Annotated in this window: 17 protein-coding genes; 8 read left to right on the top strand and 9 right to left on the bottom strand. The window is 72.2% G+C overall.

The window, feature by feature from the left end:
• Positions 1 to 40: 40 nt before the first annotated feature.
• From SHK17_RS17735 to SHK17_RS17720, 4 genes are read left to right on the top strand one after another with little or no spacing between them, the layout of a single operon-like run.
• The gene (locus tag SHK17_RS17735) at positions 41 to 1,012 is read left to right on the top strand and encodes an ABC transporter ATP-binding protein (protein WP_322920190.1); all 972 of its coding nucleotides are present in this window, start codon (positions 41 to 43) and stop codon (positions 1,010 to 1,012) included.
• On the top strand, positions 1,012 to 1,809 hold the full coding sequence (locus tag SHK17_RS17730; RefSeq protein ID WP_322920189.1) for an ABC transporter permease: 798 nt from the start codon (positions 1,012 to 1,014) through the stop codon (positions 1,807 to 1,809). The genes SHK17_RS17735 and SHK17_RS17730 overlap by 1 nt, the downstream gene beginning before the upstream one ends.
• 42 nt (positions 1,810 to 1,851) lie before the next feature.
• Complete coding sequence (locus SHK17_RS17725; RefSeq protein ID WP_322922050.1) at positions 1,852 to 2,925, top strand: sensor histidine kinase; 1,074 nt, start codon at positions 1,852 to 1,854, stop codon at positions 2,923 to 2,925.
• Entirely contained in the window at positions 2,922 to 3,587 is a 666-nt protein-coding gene (locus tag SHK17_RS17720; protein ID WP_322920188.1) for a response regulator transcription factor, read from the top strand. The genes SHK17_RS17725 and SHK17_RS17720 overlap by 4 nt, the downstream gene beginning before the upstream one ends.
• Before the next feature lie 25 nt (positions 3,588 to 3,612).
• Here the strand turns inward: SHK17_RS17720 and SHK17_RS17715 are convergent, their stop codons facing one another.
• Positions 3,613 to 4,098, bottom strand: coding sequence for a MarR family winged helix-turn-helix transcriptional regulator (locus SHK17_RS17715; protein WP_172266651.1), 486 nt, complete (start codon positions 4,096 to 4,098; stop codon positions 3,613 to 3,615).
• Positions 4,099 to 4,293: 195 nt separating this feature from the next.
• Between SHK17_RS17715 and SHK17_RS17710 the strand changes: the two genes are divergently transcribed.
• The 3 genes from SHK17_RS17710 to SHK17_RS17700 are packed head-to-tail and all read left to right on the top strand — an operon-like array spanning position 4,294 to position 5,992.
• Positions 4,294 to 5,103, top strand: coding sequence for a trans-aconitate 2-methyltransferase (locus tag SHK17_RS17710; RefSeq protein ID WP_322920187.1), 810 nt, complete (start codon positions 4,294 to 4,296; stop codon positions 5,101 to 5,103).
• Positions 5,103 to 5,483 carry a VOC family protein gene (locus tag SHK17_RS17705; RefSeq protein WP_322920186.1) on the top strand — a complete coding sequence of 127 codons (381 nt, stop codon included), beginning with the start codon at positions 5,103 to 5,105 and terminating at the stop codon, positions 5,481 to 5,483. The genes SHK17_RS17710 and SHK17_RS17705 overlap by 1 nt, the downstream gene beginning before the upstream one ends.
• A gap of 32 nt (positions 5,484 to 5,515) precedes the next feature.
• A complete protein-coding gene (locus tag SHK17_RS17700) occupies positions 5,516 to 5,992 on the top strand; it encodes a hotdog fold domain-containing protein (protein WP_322920185.1) in 477 nt (158 codons plus the stop codon).
• Positions 5,993 to 6,010: 18 nt separating this feature from the next.
• On the opposite strand, the gene SHK17_RS17695 is transcribed toward SHK17_RS17700, so the two are convergent.
• From SHK17_RS17695 to SHK17_RS17670, 6 genes are all read right to left on the bottom strand, one after another.
• On the bottom strand, positions 6,011 to 6,868 hold the full coding sequence (locus tag SHK17_RS17695) for an amino acid ABC transporter permease (RefSeq protein WP_322920184.1): 858 nt from the start codon (positions 6,866 to 6,868) through the stop codon (positions 6,011 to 6,013).
• Positions 6,865 to 7,554: an amino acid ABC transporter permease gene (locus SHK17_RS17690; RefSeq protein WP_172266635.1), complete on the bottom strand. Its 690-nt coding sequence runs from the start codon at positions 7,552 to 7,554 to the stop codon at positions 6,865 to 6,867. Before SHK17_RS17690 ends, SHK17_RS17695 begins: the two co-directional genes overlap by 4 nt.
• Before the next feature lie 82 nt (positions 7,555 to 7,636).
• Positions 7,637 to 8,527, bottom strand: a complete 891-nt coding sequence (locus SHK17_RS17685; protein WP_172266632.1) for a glutamate ABC transporter substrate-binding protein — start codon at positions 8,525 to 8,527, stop codon at positions 7,637 to 7,639.
• Positions 8,528 to 8,573: 46 nt separating this feature from the next.
• On the bottom strand, positions 8,574 to 9,350 hold the full coding sequence (locus SHK17_RS17680) for an amino acid ABC transporter ATP-binding protein (RefSeq protein WP_172266629.1): 777 nt from the start codon (positions 9,348 to 9,350) through the stop codon (positions 8,574 to 8,576).
• 59 nt (positions 9,351 to 9,409) lie between these two features.
• Positions 9,410 to 9,907 carry a 2'-5' RNA ligase family protein gene (locus SHK17_RS17675; protein ID WP_322920183.1) on the bottom strand — a complete coding sequence of 166 codons (498 nt, stop codon included), beginning with the start codon at positions 9,905 to 9,907 and terminating at the stop codon, positions 9,410 to 9,412.
• A 33-nt stretch (positions 9,908 to 9,940) separates the two neighbouring features.
• Entirely contained in the window at positions 9,941 to 11,209 is a 1,269-nt protein-coding gene (locus tag SHK17_RS17670; RefSeq protein ID WP_322920182.1) for a glycoside hydrolase family 16 protein, read from the bottom strand.
• Positions 11,210 to 11,492: 283 nt separating this feature from the next.
• Here SHK17_RS17670 and miaB point away from each other — a divergent pair, with 283 nt between their 5' ends.
• On the top strand, positions 11,493 to 12,998 hold the full coding sequence (miaB, locus tag SHK17_RS17665; protein ID WP_322920181.1) for a tRNA (N6-isopentenyl adenosine(37)-C2)-methylthiotransferase MiaB: 1,506 nt from the start codon (positions 11,493 to 11,495) through the stop codon (positions 12,996 to 12,998).
• Between the two features lie 430 nt (positions 12,999 to 13,428).
• Here the strand turns inward: miaB and SHK17_RS17660 are convergent, their stop codons facing one another.
• Both SHK17_RS17660 and SHK17_RS17655 read right to left on the bottom strand, forming a co-directional pair.
• Positions 13,429 to 15,714 (bottom strand): PQQ-dependent sugar dehydrogenase, encoded by a 2,286-nt coding sequence (locus tag SHK17_RS17660; protein ID WP_322920180.1) that lies wholly within the window; start codon positions 15,712 to 15,714, stop codon positions 13,429 to 13,431.
• A 122-nt stretch (positions 15,715 to 15,836) separates the two neighbouring features.
• Complete coding sequence (locus tag SHK17_RS17655; RefSeq protein ID WP_322423156.1) at positions 15,837 to 16,538, bottom strand: hypothetical protein; 702 nt, start codon at positions 16,536 to 16,538, stop codon at positions 15,837 to 15,839.
• Positions 16,539 to 16,564 lie beyond the last annotated feature (26 nt).

Genomic DNA, 16,564 nt, shown 5'->3' with positions numbered 1-16,564 from the left:
GGCCGATGCGTCCGGGCGGCGGGACGCGAAGCATGGGGGCATGACCTCCACCGATCCCGTGGTCGCCGTGCGCGGCCTCACCAAGTCCTACGACGGCCGGGTCGTCGTCGACCACCTCGACCTCGACGTCCGCCCCGGCGAGGTGGTCGGGCTGATCGGCGCCAACGGCGCCGGCAAGACCACGGCCGTCGAGTGCATCCAGGGCCTGCGCCGCCCCGACGGCGGCACCATCCGGGTGCTCGGGCTCGACCCGGTCCGGGACGCCGGCACGCTGCGCCCGCTGATCGGCAGCCAGCTGCAGAGCTCCGGGCTTCCCGACCGCCTGCGCGTCGCCGAGGCCGTCGAGCTGTTCTCCGGCCGTCGCGCACGCGACGGCGACGCCCTCCTCGAGCGGTTCGGCCTCGGCCACCGCCGCCGCTACGCCTTCGGCACCATGAGCGGCGGCGAGCGACAGCGACTCTTCCTCGTGCTGGCCCTGCTCAACCAGCCGCGGCTCCTCATCCTCGACGAGCTGACCCAGGGTCTCGACCCGGCCGCCCGCCGGGAGGTCTGGAGCGCCGTGTCGCAGCTGCGCGACGCGGGCACCACGGTGCTGCTGGTGACCCACGAGCTCGACGAGGCCGAGGAGCTGTGCGAGCGCGTCGTCGCCATGCGTGCGGGCCAGGTCCTCGACGCCGGCACGCCCGCCGAGCTGGTGGCGCGGCACGCGAGCTGGGCCACGGTGCGGTTCGCGCTGCCCGCCGGCACGGCCGCCGACGCGATGGCGACGCTGCGGGCGCTCCCCGGCGTCACGGCCGTTGCGCGCCACGGCGACCAGGTCACCGTGCACGGCGACCGGGCCGTGATCGCCCACACCGGGGCGTGGCTGCTCGGCCGGGGCCGGGTCCCCGACGACCTGCGGGTCGAGGTCCCCGACCTCGAGACCGCCCTGCTCGCCCTCCTCGATGCCCCCGTCGATCCCCCCGTCGATGCCCGCCTCGATGCACCCCACGACCTCACCGGAGCCGCCTGATGTCCACGCCCACCCTTGCCCACGACGCCCCGCCCGCCGCCGCTGCCGCACCGGCCCGCCGGCACCGCTCGGCGACCCGGCGCCTGGTGACCGCGGAGCTCCGGCTCCTGCTGCGCGACCCGATGACCCTCACCTTCGTGCTCGTCTTCCCGGTGGTGACGATGCTGATCATCGGCGGCTCGTTCGGCACCGAGCCCGACGACGCCTTCCCGGTCAACCCGTCGCACTGGTACGTCGCGTCGTACCTCACCGTCGTCATCGGCGCGACCGGGCTCATCATGCTGCCGGTCCACATCGCCTCCTACCGCGAGCGCGGCGTGCTGCGCCGCCTGGCCGCCTCTGGCTTCCCCCGGTGGTCCTTCGCGCTGGCCCAGCTCGTCGTCGGGCTCGTCGCGATCGCCGTCGCCGGCGCGCTGCTGCTGGCCGTCGCGGCACCCGTGTACGGCGTGCCGGACGTCGAGCAGCCGGTGCGGGCGGCGCTCGGGGTGCTGGCCGGGTCGGTGGCCTTCGTCAGCCTCGGCGTGCTGCTCGGGACCCTGCTGCCCTCGGCCCGCGCCGCGCAGGCGATCGGCCTGCTGCTGTTCTTCCCCTCCTTCCTGCTCGGCGTGGGCGGTCCGCCGCCGGCGGTGATGAGCCCGGCGCTGCGCTCGCTGTCGGACTGGCTGCCGCTGGCCCTGGCCAACGAGGCGATCCGCCAGCCGTGGCTCGGCCTCGGCAACGCGACCGGCACGCTCGCCGTCGTGGTGGGGCTCGCCCTGGTCACCACGGCGCTCGCCGCGCGACGTACGGCGCTGTGACCGTAGGGTCGACGCCATGACGCACGTCGGGGCCCGCCCGTGATGGACGAGGCGGCGCGGCGAGCGGCGCCGCTGGTCGTCACGGTGCTCGTCGTCATCGGCGCCATCCTGAGCTCGCAGCGTCCCGCCGTCGCGCTCGCCGGAGCGACCGTGGCCATCCTGGTCACGGTCGCGCTGGCCGTCCGCGCGGCGAGCGGCTGGACGCTCGCCCTGGGCCTCTCGGTGGCGGCCGCCGGCGTGGCCGTCGTGTGCCACGACCATCCCGCCAACCTCGGCTGGTTCACCATCTGCGTCCTGGTGGGCTGGTGCGCGTTCGCCGCCCCGGCCGCGATCGCGCTGACCTTCGGCGGTGTGCTGATGCTCGGCTTCGTCGGCCAGTGGCTCGTCTACAGCGACGAGTCGGGGTGGGGGGCGTGGATCGCAGGCACGGCCTTCACCGCCGTCGCCTGCATCTTCGCGCGTCGGCAGCGGGTGCTGCTCGACCAGCTGCGCGAGGCACAGGCCGGGCTGGCGGACCGTACCCGTGCCGAGGAGCGCAACCGGATCGCGGCCGAGATGCACGACGTCATCGGGCACGCCCTGACCGTCTCGCTGCTGCACGTCAGCAGCGCCCGGCTCGCCATGGACGAGGAGCCGGCGGAGGCCCGGGCGTCCCTGGAGGAGGCCGAGCGGCTGGCCCGCCGGAGCCTCGAGGAGGTACGCGCGTCCGTCGGCCTCATGCGCTCGGGACCCGCCGACGCCGCGCCGCTGCCCGGTGCCGGTGACCTCTCGGAGCTCGTCGAGTCCTACCGCCGAGCCGGCGCGCCGGTGTCGCTGCGGGTGGTCGGCGACCCGGGTGCCCTGCACGCGACCGCCTCGCTGGCGACCTACCGCATCGCGCAGGAGGCACTCACCAACGCGGTGCGCCACGCGCCCGGCGCCCGGACCGAGGTCGAGCTCCGCGTCGAGGGCGACGCCACGCGGCTGACGGTCGACAGCGACGGCCCGCCGGGGCGGCGTACGCCGGACGGGGTGGGGCTGGCGAGCATGCGCGAGCGCGCCGAGGCGGTGGGCGGCCGGCTCGCGGCCGGGCCTGCCGGCACCGGCTGGCGCGTCGAGGCGGTGCTGCCCGGATGAGCGACGTCGTGCGCGTGCTGCTCGTGGACGACCAGGAGCTGATCCGGACGGGGCTGCGCGGCATCCTGCGGTCGCGGTTCGGCTTCGAGATCGTCGGCGAGCTGACCGACGGCGCCGGCGTCGTCGAGGCCGTCGCCACGACCCGCCCCGACGTCGTGCTGATGGACGTGCGGATGCCCGGCGTGGACGGCGTCACCGCCACCCGGCGGCTGCGGGAGGAGCCGGGTGCGCCGCCGGTGCTGGTCCTGACGACGTTCGAGGACGAGGAGGTGCTGGCCGGGGCGCTCCGGGCCGGTGCGGCGGGCTTCCTGCTCAAGGGGGTGCCCGCCGAGGACCTGCAGCGCGCCGTGCGGGAGGTCGCCGGGGGAGGCGCCTGGCTCGACCCGGCCGTGACCGCCCGCGTGCTGCGGGCCTACCGCGACGGCGCTCCCGCGGCCGCGCCCGCTCCCGAGGCGGACGTGCTGACCCCGCGCGAGCGCGAGGTGCTCGCGCTGGTCGGCGCGGGCCTGAGCAACACCGAGATCGCCGAGCGGCTCGTGCTGGGGGAGGGCACCGTGAAGACCCACATCGGCCACGTCTTCGCCAAGCTCGACCTCCGCGACCGGGCCGCGGCCGTGGTGTGGGCGTTCGACCACGGGCTGGTGCGGCCCGGCGGGCGCTGACGACCGGAACCGGATGGCGCGCGGGTCAGCTGAACGGCGCGAGCAGCGAGCGCAGGAGGGCGGCCAGCCTGGTGCGCTCCTTGTCGGGCAGGTCGGCGAGCAGGTCGGCCTCGGCGGCCAGCAGTGCCTCGAAGGCGCCGTCGACCGCGGCCTTGCCCTCCGCGGTGAGCCGGACCAGCACGCCGCGCCGGTCGTGCGGGTCGGGCAGCCGCTCGACGAGCCCACGCCCGGTGAGCCGGTCGACGCGGTTGGTCATGGTGCCGCTGGTCACGAGCGTCTCGCGCAGGAGCCGGCCGGGGGAGAGCTCGTAGGGCTCCCCGGCCCGACGGAGGGCGGCCAGCACGTCGAACTCCCACGACTCGATGCCGTGGGCCGTGAAGGCGTCGCGCCGAGCGAGGTCGAGGTGGCGGGCCAGGCGGCTGATGCGCGAGAACACCTCGACGGGCGCGAGGTCGAGGTCCCCGCGTTCGCGGCCCCAGGCCTCGACCAGGTCGTCCACCTCGTCGCGCATGGCGCCATCCTGCCAGATCGGTCGAGAATCTTGACATCGAGAGAGATGTCCCGGAGGGTGAGGTGTATCTCGACGTCAAGACACTCGTGGGGGTAGTCCAGTGAGAATTGGTGGCTCGGGGGACCGATCCGCAGCCGAAGCCCACTGGACTACCCCCCGGAGCACTGGCACACCCCCTGCAGCGAAGGAGCCGACATGAGCGACAGCTGGGACCCCGACCGCTACCTGGCCTACGCCGACGAGCGCGGCCGGCCGTTCGTCGACCTGCTCGCGCGGGTCCCCGCCGAGACGCCGCACGTGGTGGTCGACCTCGGCTGCGGGCCCGGCAACCTCACCGCCCTGCTGGCCGACCGGTGGTCGGGTGCGTCGGTCGTCGGCATCGACAGCAGTCCCGAGATGATCGCCGCGGCGCGCGAGGTCGAGGGCGTCACCTGGGAGGTCGGCGACCTGCGCGACTGGGCGCGGCCGGACCCCGCGGCGCTGCGGGCGCCCGTCGACGTCCTCGTCTCCAACGCGACGCTGCAGTGGGTGCCCGAGCACTTCGAGCTGCTGCCCGGGCTGGTCGACCGGGTCGCGCCCGGCGGCTGGTTCGCCTTCCAGGTCCCCGGCAACTTCGACGAGCCGAGCCACACGATCCGCACCGACCTCGCCGGCCAGGCGCCGTACGCCGAGCACGTCCGCGGCGCCCGCGTGCCGACCAGCCACAGCTCGCACGACTACGCCCGCCTGCTCCTCGACCTCGGCTGCGAGGTCGACGCGTGGGAGACGACGTACCTCCACGTCCTGACCGGGCCCGACCCGGTGTTCACGTGGGTGTCCGGCACCGGCGCGCGGCCGACCCTCCAGGCGCTGCCCGACGACCTGCGCCCGCTCTTCGAGGAGGAGTTCCGTGCGCTGCTGCGCGAGGCCTACCCCGCCGACGCGTCCGGACGCGTCGTCCTGCCGTTCCGGCGCATCTTCGTGGTGGCGCGCAAGCCCGCGACGACCACGGCGGTCGGGGTCTGATGCGCCTGCACCACGTGCAGGTCGCCTGCCCGGCCGGGGGCGAGGACGACGCCCGCCGCTTCTGGGCCGAGGGCCTCGGGATGACGGAGGTGGACAAGCCGGCCGACCTGGCGGCGCGCGGCGGCTGCTGGTTCAGGGCGTACGACGACGCCGGCGCCGTCACCGCCGAGCTGCACGTGGGTGTCGAGGAGCCCTTCACCCCGGCGCGCAAGGCGCACCCGGCGTTCGTGGTCGCGGACCTCGACGAGGTGGCCGACCGGCTGCGCGGCCTCGGGTTCGGGGTGGACGAGAGCCAGCGCGACTCCTTCCCGGGGCACGTGCGCCTGCACACCTCCGACGCCCACGGCAACCGGGTCGAGGTGCTGGCGGCGACGTCCTGATCGCCGAAGTTACCGACTGGTAATGTGACGCCATGCCTGCCGTCCTCGACCTCTGGAAGAAGACCTCCGCGCTGCCCCTGGGCGACCGGCTCTTCTCGCTCGCCTTCAGCCAGAAGGCCCCCTACTTCGCCTCGATCCGGCCGCGGTTCACCGTGCTCGAGCCGCACCGCGCCGAGCTGGTGATCCGCAAGCGGCGCCGCGTGCACAACCACATCGGCACCCTCCACGCGATCGCCCTGTGCAACGGCCTCGAGGCCGCCATGGGCGCCATGGCCGAGGCGAGCATCCCGCGCGAGCGCCGGTGGATCCCGAAGGGGATGGAGGTGTCCTACACCGCCAAGGCCGACTCCGACGTCACCTGCATCGCCGAGACGGACCCAGAGCAGTGGACCGCCGAGGTCTGCGACGGGTACGACCTCCCCGTCCGCGTGCGCGGCGTGCGCGCCGACGGCACGGTCGTCATCGAGGGCACCATCCGGCTGTGGGTGACCGAGAAGCGCGGAGCGTAGCGACGCGCCGCGGACCTCCTAGGCCGTGTTGTCGCCGCCCTGCAGGTTGCCGACCCGGCTCAGCTCGAGCGGGCTCTTCTCACCCACCAGCCGCTTCTGCACGAGCGTGGCGATCCAGGTGAGGATCAGGTTGACGACGACGTAGAGCGACGTGATCACAATGGCGGCCGGCACCTGGTTGTTGAACTCGAGGTAGATCGGCTTGGCCACCGCCGTGAGGCCCGGCGCGAGGATGTAGTAGCCGAGGCTGGTGTCCTTCAGCGCCACCACCATCTGGCTGATGATCGCCGGCAGCATGATCTTGACCGCCTGCGGGAGGAGCACGGCGTTCATCACCTGCGACTTCCGCATGCCGATGGCGTACGCCGCCTCGGCCTGGCCGCGCGGCACGGCGTTGACGCCGGCGCGGAACACCTCCGCCAGCACGGAGCCGTTGTAGAGGGTCAGGGCGATGACGACGCACCAGAACGACGACAGCGGTCCGTTGCCGATGGCGAGCAGGAAGAACGCGAACACCATCAGCAGCAGGACGGGCACGGCACGGAAGAACTCCACGACGAGCCAGGCCGGCCACCGCACCCAGGCGCGGTCGGACAGCTTGGCCACGCCGAACACCAGGCCGAAGACGACGGCGAAGATGATCGAGAAGAACGCCATCTTGAGCGTCTCGAGGAGGCCGTCGACGAGCAGGTACTCGACGTAGTCGGGCGTGACGAAGGGCTCCCAGAGCTCGTACTCCAGCTGGCCCGCGTCGTAGAGCTTCCACAAGGCGAGGGCGACCAGCGCGAGCAGCGCCACGACGCTGACGACGGAGTAGACGCGGTGCCGGGCGATCGTCCGGGGGCCCGGAGCGTCGAAGAGGACCGATGCGCTCATCGCGCCACCTTGACCTTGCGCTCGACGAGGTAGGACGACAGCGAGATGACCTCGACGACGACGATGTAGCCGATCGCGAACGCGAGGAAGATGCCGATCCGCTGGTCGGCGTTGTCGTTGGTGAAGCCGCGCATCGTGGCCGTGGCCTCGGCGAGGCCGAAGGCCGCCGCCACCGAGGTGTTCTTGGCCAGGGCGATCAGCACGCTGGTCATCGGCGGGATCACGGCCCGCGCCGCCTGGGGCAGGATGACGAGGGACATCGACTGCGCGAAGGTGAACCCGATCGCGCGGCCGGCCTCGGCCTGGCCGAGGGGTACGGCGTTGACGCCCGACCGCATCGCCTCGCAGACGAAGGCCGAGGTGTAGAGGGTCAGCGCCAGGCAGGCGCGGAAGAAGAAGGCGGAGACGTTCCAGCCGGCGATCTCGAAGCCCTCGACGAACTTGAAGTTGTAGCCCAGCACCGGCATCGCGATGAAGACGAAGATGAAGATCATCAGCAGGGGCGTGTTGCGGAACAGGGCGACGTAGACGGCTGCCGCCTTGTTGAGGACCGAGACGGGGCCGACCCGGAGGACGGCGAGGATCGTCCCCCACACCAGTGAGGCGATGCCGGAGACGACGAACAGCCCGATCGTCAGGCCGAACGCCGCGAGGTACTCGTCGAAGCTCGAGAACACCGCATCCATGGGCGGAGGACTCCTCTCTGCGAGAAGCCGGCGGGCCGAAGGGCCCGCCGGCGTCCCGATCAGGTGGGGTGGTGGAGCGAGGTCAGGCGGCCGGGCACTCGTCCATGGCCGGGGGCTCGGGCGTCTCCACGCCCGACTGCCCCAGGGTGGCCGCGAAGGCGTCGTCCCAGGTGCCCTCCTCCTGCGCCTCGGTCAGCGTGTCGACGATCCACTCGCACATCTCCGGCTTGTCGAGGCTGTAGCCGACGCCGTAGCGCTCCTCGGAGAACGGCTCTACGACGACCTTGAGCTCGTCGGGGTTCTCGGCGGCGTAGCCGAGCAGGATCGCGCCGTCGGTCGTCATGGCGTCCACCGTGCCGCTGAGCACCTGGTCGACGCACTCGGAGTAGGTGTCGAACCCGCGGGGCTTCGCGCCCTCGGCCTTGATGTTCTCCAGCGAGGTCGAGCCGGTCACGGAGCAGACCTCGGTGCCGGCGACGTCCTCGAGGGACTCGATGTCACTGTCCGCGGCGACGAGGAGCTGCTGGCCCGTGACGTAGTAGGGGCCGGCCTGGCCGACGACCTGGCGACGCTCGTCGGTGATCGAGTAGGAGGCGATGACGAGGTCGACCTCGCCCTCCTGGAGGAACGGCTCGCGGTTGTCGGAGATCGTCTCCTTCCACGTGATGTCCTCCGGCGCGATGCCGAGGTCGGCCGCGAGGATCTTGCCGATCTCGGGGTCGAAGCCCACCGGCATGTCGTCGGTCGCGCCCTTGAACCCGATGCCGGGCTGGTCGTACTTGACGCCGATGGTGATCTCGCCGGACTCGGCGAACTCCTTCATCGCCGTGCCGTCGTCGAACTCGTCGGCGGCGTTGTCGGCGACCTCGACCTCGGGGGCCTCGCCGCCGTCATCACCGGCGTCGCCGCAGGCCGCCAGCGCGAGCGCCAGTCCGGCCGTCGCGACGACGGCCTTGGTTCGGATGAATCGCATCTGCATCTCCCTTGTCTGTGGTGCGGGAATCGTGTCTCGGACGGCTCTAGTGCTTGAGGATCTTGCCGAGGAAGTCCTTGGCGCGGTCCGAGCGCGGGTTGGTGAAGAACTCCTCGGGGGTGCCCTCCTCGACGATGGCGCCGTCGGCCATGAAGACCACGCGGTCGGCCGCGGTGCGGGCGAAGCCCATCTCGTGGGTCACCACGACCATCGTCATGCCCTGCTGCGCGAGGTCGACCATGACGTCGAGGACCTCCTTGATCATCTCCGGGTCGAGCGCCGAGGTGGGCTCGTCGAAGAGCATCACCTTGGGGTCCATCGCCAGCGCGCGGGCGATCGCGACGCGCTGCTGCTGGCCGCCGGAGAGCTGGGCGGGGTACTTCTCGGCCTGGTGCCCGACGCCGACCCGGTCCAGCAGCTCGCGGGCCTTCCGCTCGGCCTCGTCCTTCTTGATGCCCCGGACCTTGATGGGGCCGAGGGTGACGTTCTCGAGGATCGTCTTGTGGGCGAACAGGTTGAAGCTCTGGAAGACCATGCCGACCTCGGCACGCAGGGCGGCGAGCGCCTTGCCCTCCTGCGGTAGCGGCTTGCCGTCGAGGGTGATGGTGCCCTCGTCGACGGTCTCGAGCCGGTTGATGGTGCGGCACAGCGTCGACTTGCCCGAGCCGGACGGCCCGATGACGACGACGACCTCGCCCCGCTTCACGGTGAGCTCGATGTCCTTGAGTGCGTGGAGCTGTCCGAAGTGCTTCTGCACACCGTCGAGCACGACGAGCGGCTCGCCCCTGCCGGCGCTGACGGGGGCCGTTTCCTGCGCGGTCATAGGCGCAACCTATCCACAGGTGGACCGTTCGGGCCATGCGGCCCGGCCCGGACGGGCCATCACGAAGTGGTGACGATTCCGGCGTCCGGGTCCCACCGGCGCAGCGTCGTGAGGGTGATCACCACGTCGTCGTGGCCCAGCACCTCGAGGGCGCGCGACACGTCGGAGCGGTCCATCCGGCGGGCCAGGGTGACGTGGGGCAGCCATCCCGGGTGCTGCACGTCGGCGACCCGTGCGCGCAGCTCGAGCACGGCTCGCGCGACGGTGTCCGGCACCTCGACCAGCCGCACGAGCGTCACCCGCCTGCCGCCGAGCAGGGCGATCCCCGCCGCCCGTGCCCCCGTCGGGAGCAGCGGGCCGAGGAGGTCGTACGCCTCCTGCTGGTCCTCTGCCCGCAGCACCGGCGCGGCCACCACCGTCACGTGCGGGCTGTTGGTCGCACCGCGGTGGTCGAGCTGCGAGGGCAGCCCGGCGTCGCGCAGCGCCTGCCAGTCGCGGCGTACGACGTCGTGGCCGGCGTCGTCGGGCAGCAGCTCCAGCGCGTGCAGGCGAGGCATGGGCTGGAGCCTAGGCGCCCGGCCGCACCCGGCTCAGTGAGCCGTGCGGCCCACCGACACCTTGGACGCCTCATGCGAGGTGGCGTCGAAGACGCGGACCCAGTCGACCTGGGCGGTGTCGCCCAGCTCGTCGGCGGTGAGCTCGTCGAGCTCGTAGTCGGAGGTGAGGTTGGACAGGACCAGGTACTGCGGGACCTGGGAGACGGCCTTGGCCTCGCGGTAGTACTCGCGGCCGTCGATGCGGAAGACGTACTCGCGATCGGTCCACTCGACCGAGAAGACGTGGAACTCGTCCCACCAGCTGCGGCCCTTGCCGAGCGAGCGACGCGTGCTGGGGAAGTAGTCGCCGAGGCTGACCTTCTCCCAGTTGGCCTCGTAGTAGTGGACGTGCGAGCCGATGGCCTCGGTGCCGCGGCCGTTCTCGCCGAAGAACTCCATCACGTCGATCTCGGTGCCCTGCGCGGGTGCGCCGTCGACGTACGTCGTGCCGCTGGGGAGGAGCCAGAAGCCGGAGTGCATCCCCTTCGCGCGCTGCGGCTTGATGCGGGCGGCGACGATGCCGTGGCGGAACGAGCGGGTGTGCTCGGTGGCGACCTGGCTGTTGAGCAGGTAGCGGCTGGTGCCGGCCACGCCGTTGCTCGTGTACGGGCACGGCATGCCGGCCCGGGCGGGATCATCGGCGACACCGAGGTGGAGCACGCCGCCCTGCACCCGGCGGGCCGCGGCGTCGACGCGGGCGCAGGTGCGCGGGGCGTAGACGCTCTCGTGCTCGCGACGCTGGTCGTTCCACACCGAGGAGTCGAGCGAGGCGCCCGAGAACGTGTCCTCGAACTCGGGGGTCCACCGGTCGGTGGTGACCGTGCCGGTGGTCCACGTGCGGCCCGAGGAGGTGGTGCGGGCGCGGTAGGTGCCGCGGCGGGGGGAGAAGGCCGCGGAGCCCCAGGCGTCCTCGACGGCGGTGGCCTCGACCTTCCAGCCACGGGAGGTCTTCCGCTCGAGCGTGACCCTGCCGCCGGGGTGGGGCGGTGCGAAGGTGGCGATCAGGCTGCCGGTGTCCTGCGGGGCCGCGGCGGAGGCGCCGGGCTGCACGATCGGCGGGAGGGACGCGAGGGTGCCGCGGACGGTGCCCGCCCGCTTGGCCTGGGCCGCGCCCTGGGCGGTGGCCTGAGTGGTGGCCTGGGTGGTGGCCTGAGCGGTGGCCGGCACGAGGCCGAGGAATAGGACGGTAACAATCAGCGCGGACAACCCCCGGCCGAGGGTGCGGACGGACTTGGAACGATCAAGTGCGCTGCCGATCTGCATGACTTCCCCTCCGTGACTGAGCTGGCTCCCGCGATGCCGAGTCGAGCGGAGGAACCCCAGTGTTACCGATTTGTGGATGACGTGGGCGATCTTGGAGCAGTCGCGTGGCAAGAACATCGGCTGCGGCGGTGAACCACTCGATCGGTCCACAGAAATGGCCCGGACGGGCTAGGGGGAGGTTTGTCCGAGGTGGCCCGCGAGGCTGAGCCCGGACCTCCAGCGACGTGGAGGCCGGGCGTGCGATTCGGGCGGCCCCGGCCCGCCGCCGTACCCTTGACCCGTCATGAGCACCGCCACCGAGGCCTCCAAGCGCACCTACCAGGTGAAGACGCACGGCTGCCAGATGAACGTCCACGACTCCGAGCGGCTGAGCGGGCTGCTGGAGGACGCGGGCTACGTCCGCGCGGGCACCGACCAGCAGGCCGACGTGGTCGTCTTCAACACGTGCGCGGTGCGGGAGAACGCCGACAACAAGCTCTACGGCAACCTCGGCCAGCTGGCGTCGGTCAAGGCGGTGACGCCCGGCATGCAGATCGCCGTCGGCGGCTGCCTGGCGCAGAAGGACCGCGAGACGATCACGACGAAGGCCCCGTGGGTCGACGTCGTCTTCGGCACCCACAACATCGGCTCGCTGCCGGTCCTGCTCGAGCGCGCGCGCGTGCAGGAGGAGGCCCAGGTCGAGATCCTGGAGTCGCTGTCGGTGTTCCCCTCGACGCTGCCGACCAAGCGCGAGTCGGCGTACGCCGCCTGGGTGTCGATCTCCGTCGGGTGCAACAACACCTGCACGTTCTGCATCGTCCCCGCGCTGCGCGGCAAGGAGAAGGACCGCCGCCCCGGCGAGATCCTCGCCGAGGTCGAGGCGCTGGTCGCCGAGGGCGTCACCGAGATCACCCTGCTCGGCCAGAACGTCAACGCCTACGGCGTCGAGTTCGGCGACCGCCAGGCGTTCTCCAAGCTGCTGCGCGCCTGCGGGTCGGTCGAGGGCCTGGAGCGGGTGCGCTTCACCTCCCCGCACCCGGCTGAGTTCACCGACGACGTCATCGAGGCGATGGCCGAGACGCCCAACGTGATGCCGTCGCTGCACATGCCGCTGCAGTCGGGCTCGGACAAGGTGCTGCGCGACATGCGCCGGTCCTACCGCCGCTCGAAGTACCTCGGCATCATCGAGCGCGTCCGCGCCGCCATCCCCGACGCCGCGATCACCACCGACATCATCGTGGGGTTCCCCGGCGAGACCGAGGAGGACTTCCAGGCCACCCTCGACGTCGTCCGCGCGGCCCGCTTCTCCGCCGCCTTCACCTTCCAGTACTCCAAGCGCCCCGGCACCCCCGCCGCGGTCCTCGAGGACCGGGTGCCCCCGGACGTCGTCAAGGACCGCTACCTGCGCCTCGTCGAGGTCGTCGACGAGATCGCGTGGGCGGAGAGCAAGCGCCTCGTCGGCCGGACGCTCGAGCTGATGGTCGCCGAGGGCGAGGGCCGCAAGGACGCCGCGACCCACCGCCTCTCGGGCCGTGCCCGCGACAACCGGTTGGTGCACTTCGCCGCCGACTTCTCCGAGGTCGACGCCGACTCCGTGCGTCCCGGTGACATGGTGAGCGTCGACGTCACCTACGCCGCGCCCCACCACCTCGTCGCCGACGGCCCGGTCCGGTCCGTACGCCGCACGCGCGCCGGCGACGCCTGGGAGCGGCGTACGTCCGCCCCGCCCGCCGCCCCGGCCTCTGTGGGGCTCGGGATGCCGGCGATCGGCGTACCCGCGCCCCTGCCTCCCGCTCCTGCCTGCGGGTGAGGGTGGGGGTCGGGCCCTCGCCCACGGGGTGGCGGTGGCTGGAGTCCCCGGATATCCGGTGACCGCCGTGCCTACAGGTAGAGATCTCCACCTCTCAGTACGGAACTCGGGTGCAAAGCACCGCCGCGACGGCTGGCGAGGCCTTGGCGGGCCAGGCCGAGCCCCGGACCGTCTGGAGTCACCGGATATCCGGTGACTCCCGTGACAACGCGGAAGATCCGAGCCACCACGTGATTTCGATCTTCCGCGCTCCTCCGGGGCAGCCGTACGCCGTCGCTCGTACGCCGTCGCCCGTACGCCGCCTGCCGGCCGCCCGCCCCGCCGTCGCCCGCCCGCCCCCCGCCCCCACACCCCGAAGACCCCGAAGACCCCGAAGACCCCGACCACCAGCAGGTGGTCGGGGCCCTCGGTCGTGCGAGCCGGCTCCGCGTCAGCGGAGCAGGCGGCGGTACTGCCGGGCCACCTCGGACGCGGAGGCCGCGTCGTCGAGGAACATCAGGCCGTCCATTCGGCAGTTGCAGGGGTTGCGCTCGGTGCCGTCCTGCGGGAACGAGCCACCGATCTTGATGCCGCGCGGGTTGGTGGGCGAGGTGCCCGTCCCGTCGACGGCCCACGGGTCGTTGGGGTTGGTGTAGAACCCGTCGACCGCGCGCCCGTTGCGGTAGAGCGCCATCCTGCCCCTGGCGTAGTCGAACGTCGCCGCGAGGTGGACCCACTCACCGTCGGGCAGCAGCTGCTGCCACGGCGCCGAGGCCGCGAAGGTCTGCGACGCGCCGGTGTCGAGGCGGCGTCCCAGCGCGACGAGCTTGAGCTCGCCGTTGACCTGGATCAGCTCGAGCAGCGCGCGCACACCGTGCCCGTCGGAGTTGCCGGAGAGGATCCCGGCGAGGCCAATGGCGTTGTAGCCGGGCGTGGGGTTGGTGCCGTCCATCTTGAACCAGCCCATGACGGTGATGCCCTCGGCGCCGGCGAAGCGGGACAGCGAGGCCATGCCGTCGGCGTCGGCCTCGTAGATGCCGGCCTTCCACGGGGCGCCCGTGGGCGACTCCGCGGCGCTGTGCAGCTGCAGCGCGTTGTTGGAGCCCGGGTAGGCCCCGTCGTTGACGCGCATCTGGTCGCGACCGTTCACGAGGCGGATCAGCGTCCGGCTCGGGCCCTGGTCCTGCTCGTAGGAGTCGTCGGCGGCGAAGGGGTGCTCGAAGTCGTACGACGCCACGAGGTCGTCGGCGAGGGCGGGCTCGACGTCCTTCTCGACCGGCGCGCGCCGGGTGTCGACCACCTTCCAGATCTTCCCGTTGGCCTTGGCCAGCAGGTAGAGGCTGCGGTCGGAGTCGGTGCCGAAGCGGAGGTCGACGCGGCCGTCGCCGACGAAGTCCGACATCCGCATGCGGGTGCCCGAGGTGTCGTAGAGCTGGAGCTCGTGGACCGTCGCCTCGCGGTCGGACTCGTCGCGCAGCTCGCTGGCGGTGGCGTAGTAGACCTCGCCCTTGACCAGGTCGCCGAAGACGTACTTGCCCTTGAGGCTGTGCAGGTCGCCGCGGTGGACGTGCCCGCCGGAGATGGCGTGGCCGGAGTCGGCGTTGCAGCTCCAGTTGGCCGGCGTCTCGTGCGCGTAGGACGCGACCGGGAAGTCGTAGCCCTTGGCGGCCTGCTCGGCGGTCATCGGGTCGAGACGGCACTGCGTGTCGTTCTGGTAGTCGAGGCGGGACTCGACGTCGGGCCAGCCGAAGTCGTCGCCGGCGTCGACCTCGTAGACGGCCTCGATGGCGCGCTGGCCGATGTGGCCGACGAACATGTCGTGCTTGCCCTCCGCGTCCCAGCTGAAGCGGTGGGGGTCGCGCATGCCGATCGCCCAGATCTCGCCGAGCGCTCCCGGCTCGCCGACCCAGGGGTTGGTGTCGGGGATGCCGTACGCGCCGTTGGGCGCGTCGGTGCCGGCGGGGTCGATGCGCAGGATCTTGCCGGACGGGTCGCCGAGCTGCTGCGGGATGTCGGTCTCCACGCCGTAGCCGCCGTCGCCGACGGCGAGGTAGAGCAGGCCGTAGTCGTCGTCACCGGGCTCGGCGGTGGGGTTGAAGTCGATCTGCTGGATGGCGTGGATCTGGCCGGCGAACCGGTAGCGGAAGAGCTCGCGGCTGGTGCCGGCGAAGGTGTCCGCCGACGGGTCGGTCGCGGTCCACTCGGTGACGACGCTCTGCACGCCGTTGGAGCGGAGCGGCTGGCCCGGGTAGGTCTGTGCGCCGGGAGCCGTCGGGTTCTCGGTGTGCGTCGTGTAGAACTTCCCGTTCTCGGCGAACTCCGGGTGGAAGGCCACGAAGCCGAAGCCGGAGCCGAGGCCGCGCCAGGCGAGGAACTCGGGGAACCGCGCCTTGACGTCGAGGTAGACCGAGGGCTGGCGGTCCTCGAGGAAGTAGAGGTTGCCGTTGAGGTCGGGGACGTAGAGCCGGCCCGAGCCGTCGGGCAGCTCGCCGATGTGGTTGATCCGGTTGTGCCGGGTGCCGATGCGGACGTCGGTCCACGGGCCGTTGGGGGTCGACGCCGGCAGCTGGGCGTACTCCTCGAGCACGAGGCCGAGCGTCGAGGGGGAGGGGTCGGGCGGGATCGCGGGTGCGCCGCCACCGGTCGCGGTCGACGTGGACGGTGCGGTGAGTGGTGCCAGGGTCGCGGCGGCGACGGCGAGCGTCGACACGACGACCCGCCAGCGGGTGCTTCGCATGGGGTGTCCCTACTGTTGAGGTGGTTGGAGACAACTGCTGCCGCGGCTTCCTTGGCCGGGACCGTGGCAGCCCTCGTCGGTCCCCGGGATCAGACCGGGGACCGACGGGGATCAGGGGGCGGTCACGGCGTGGCGCTGCTCGCTGCCGTGCCGACCGCGCGGAAGTGGCGGGTGCGGCCGAAGTTGTCGAACGAGCCGAAGCCGACGCGACCACCGCTGAAGGTGCGGTCGGTGGCGGTCATGAGCGGCTCGTCGGCGCCGTCGACGAAGACGGCGATCGCGCCGGTCGTCGCGGAGTAGTCGACGCGTACGTCGTGCCAGTCGGCGTCGGTCACCGCGGGCGGTGCGCCCACGGAGCCGGTCCACTGGTCGTCGATGCGGCGGCGGTCGGCGTTGTCCACGACGAAGATCCCGTTGTGGGGATAGATCGTGTTGTCCTGCGAGAAGTGCGCGTAGTAGAAGCGCTTGGGGCCTTGGTAGTTCCAGATCACCACGACGTCGCGGTTGCTGACCGTGACCGACTCGTCGAGGCGCACCTCGGCGGTGATGCTCACGTCGGCGAGCTCGGGACCCTTGGTGACAATGGCGTACTCGAACGGCCGCCGGGCGCCGTCGTTGGGGTTGGTGCCCGCACGGGTGAGGACCAGCTGGTTGCCCCGGTAGTCCCAGAGCTCGTCGGTCAGCGGGTCCCAGTGCTGGGGCGTGGCCGGGGCGGTGACGTGGTGGTACGCCGGCCCGCCGGGGTCGTCGTCGGGCGCGGCCGAGGCCGTGGCCGGCCAGAGGGCGAGCGCGCCCGCGAGCAGGGCGGTGGTGCTTCTTCGCATGTGCATGTGCTCCCTTTCCTGTTCCG

The organism is Nocardioides renjunii (genome assembly GCF_034661175.1).
GTDB lineage: Bacteria > Actinomycetota > Actinomycetes > Propionibacteriales > Nocardioidaceae > Nocardioides > Nocardioides renjunii.
This window is presented reverse-complemented; position numbering and strand designations above follow the sequence as displayed.

Bases quoted from the DNA above. Each gene is read 5' to 3' on its own strand.
- SHK17_RS17725 (WP_322922050.1), top strand. From the start codon at position 1,852: ATGGACGAGGCGGCGCGGCGAGCGGCGCCGCTGGTCGTCACGGTGCTC.
- miaB (WP_322920181.1), top strand. From the start codon at position 11,493: ATGAGCACCGCCACCGAGGCCTCCAAGCGCACCTACCAGGTGAAGACG.
- SHK17_RS17710 (WP_322920187.1), top strand. From the start codon at position 4,294: ATGAGCGACAGCTGGGACCCCGACCGCTACCTGGCCTACGCCGACGAG.
- SHK17_RS17695 (WP_322920184.1), bottom strand. From the start codon at position 6,868: ATGAGCGCATCGGTCCTCTTCGACGCTCCGGGCCCCCGGACGATCGCC.
- SHK17_RS17670 (WP_322920182.1), bottom strand. From the start codon at position 11,209: ATGCAGATCGGCAGCGCACTTGATCGTTCCAAGTCCGTCCGCACCCTC.
- SHK17_RS17720 (WP_322920188.1), top strand. From the start codon at position 2,922: ATGAGCGACGTCGTGCGCGTGCTGCTCGTGGACGACCAGGAGCTGATC.
- SHK17_RS17700 (WP_322920185.1), top strand. From the start codon at position 5,516: ATGCCTGCCGTCCTCGACCTCTGGAAGAAGACCTCCGCGCTGCCCCTG.
- SHK17_RS17655 (WP_322423156.1), bottom strand. From the start codon at position 16,538: ATGCGAAGAAGCACCACCGCCCTGCTCGCGGGCGCGCTCGCCCTCTGG.
- SHK17_RS17705 (WP_322920186.1), top strand. From the start codon at position 5,103: ATGCGCCTGCACCACGTGCAGGTCGCCTGCCCGGCCGGGGGCGAGGAC.
- SHK17_RS17690 (WP_172266635.1), bottom strand. From the start codon at position 7,554: ATGGATGCGGTGTTCTCGAGCTTCGACGAGTACCTCGCGGCGTTCGGC.
- SHK17_RS17715 (WP_172266651.1), bottom strand. From the start codon at position 4,098: ATGCGCGACGAGGTGGACGACCTGGTCGAGGCCTGGGGCCGCGAACGC.
- SHK17_RS17730 (WP_322920189.1), top strand. From the start codon at position 1,012: ATGTCCACGCCCACCCTTGCCCACGACGCCCCGCCCGCCGCCGCTGCC.
- SHK17_RS17735 (WP_322920190.1), top strand. From the start codon at position 41: ATGACCTCCACCGATCCCGTGGTCGCCGTGCGCGGCCTCACCAAGTCC.
- SHK17_RS17685 (WP_172266632.1), bottom strand. From the start codon at position 8,527: ATGCGATTCATCCGAACCAAGGCCGTCGTCGCGACGGCCGGACTGGCG.
- SHK17_RS17660 (WP_322920180.1), bottom strand. From the start codon at position 15,714: ATGCGAAGCACCCGCTGGCGGGTCGTCGTGTCGACGCTCGCCGTCGCC.
- SHK17_RS17675 (WP_322920183.1), bottom strand. From the start codon at position 9,907: ATGCCTCGCCTGCACGCGCTGGAGCTGCTGCCCGACGACGCCGGCCAC.
- SHK17_RS17680 (WP_172266629.1), bottom strand. From the start codon at position 9,350: ATGACCGCGCAGGAAACGGCCCCCGTCAGCGCCGGCAGGGGCGAGCCG.